The organism is Rhodococcus sp. MurmanLake-1 (genome assembly GCF_056945715.1).
Genome location: NZ_JBWZNF010000050.1, coordinates 1 through 1,571 on the forward strand (window position 1 = coordinate 1; position 1,571 = coordinate 1,571).

Below are 1,571 nucleotides of genomic sequence, written 5' to 3' on the forward strand. Positions count from 1 at the left end.
CGTGCGGCGTTGACTGCGCAGGTGCGTCCGGCGCAGGTGCCGTTGTCGTTTGCGCAGCAGCGCATGTGGTTCCTCAATCGATTCGACACGGCATCGGCTGTCAACAATGTCCCTGTTGCCGTTCGGCTCACGGGTGCGCTCGATCTGGCCGCCCTGAATTCGGCAGTTCACGATGTTATCGGTCGCCACGAGGTTCTGCGCACGGTCTACCCCGAGGTCGACGGAATCGGCTACCAGAAGATCCTCTCGGCTGGAGATGTCTCGATCGATCTCGGTGCAGAACGCGTCACCGACGACCGAATCCAGGCGGAGCTGTATTCGTTCTTCGCCCAGGGCTTCGATGTCACCGTCGAGGTTCCGTTGCGCGCCAAGCTGTTCCAGGTCGCCGATGATGACTTCGTGTTGTCCTTCGTGGTGCATCACATCTCCACCGACGGTTTCTCGATGGGCCCGTTGACCCGCGATGTGATGACCGCGTACTACGCGCGCTCACAGGGGCAGACCCCGACGTGGGCTCCGCTGCCAGTGCAGTACGCCGACTACGCGTTGTGGCAGCGCGAGGTCCTCGGCTCCGAGGACGAGCCGACGTCCGTCATCGCGCAGCAGATCAACTACTGGTCCGATGCCCTGGCCGACCTGCCCGAGCAGCTGGACCTTCCCAGTGATCGCACCCGCCCCGAGATCGCAACGGGACAAGGAGCGAATCACACCTTCACCATCGACCCGCAACTGTGGGCCGATGTGGAAGCAACAGGTCAGGCGACGGGCGCAACCCCGTTCATGGTCGTCCACTCTGCGCTGGCCGTGCTGCTGGCACGGTTGTCCGCGACCACCGACATCGCAATCGGCGCTCCTGTCGCCGGTCGCGGTGAGGCGCAGCTCGACGATCTGATCGGCATGTTCGTCAACACTTTGGTGCTGCGCACCGAGGTTGATCCGTCGATGTCGTTCGCGGATCTGTTGGCTTCTGCGCGTGAGGTTGATCTGCAGGCGTTTGCGCATGCCGATGTTCCGTTCGAGCGGATCGTCGAAGCACTCGATCCGGTGCGATCACAGGCTCATCACCCGTTGTTCCAGGTAGCTCTGACGTTCCAGAACCTTGGTCAGAGCGCTCTGGAACTGCCCGGACTCACCGCCGCTGCGGTGGAATTCGACGCAGCACTGGCCAAGTTCGATCTGCAGTTCACTCTTGAAGACGCTGCTGACGCCGGTATGTCCGGCACCCTGACTTACGCGACGGACCTGTTCGACGCGTCGACAGCGGCCGAGTTCGCTGATCGATTCGTGTCCGTCCTCCGTGGCGTTGTCGCGGACCCGACTGCCGCCGTGGGCGACGTGGATGTTCTGACTTCAGGTGAGTTGGATCGTGTTCTGGCGTGGAGTGACACGGGTATCGACAGCGGTGTGGAGTCGACGTTGCCGGCGTGGTTCGATCGTGCCGCTGCGGAGTTCGGTGATCGGGTTGCGGTGCGGTTCGGTGGCGAGTCGTTGTCGTATGGTGAGTTGTCGGTTCGGTCGAATCGGTTGGCGCGCAGGTTGATTGCTCAGGGTTGTGGTCCGGAGTCGTTGGT

The 1,571-nt window shown here is 62.6% G+C and carries 1 protein-coding gene; it reads left to right on the plus strand.

Annotation, left to right across the window (positions count from 1 at the left end):
* Positions 1 to 1,571: condensation domain-containing protein (locus AC2ETI_RS32515; protein WP_483635042.1), on the plus strand; the 1,571-nt coding region annotated here is incomplete at both ends.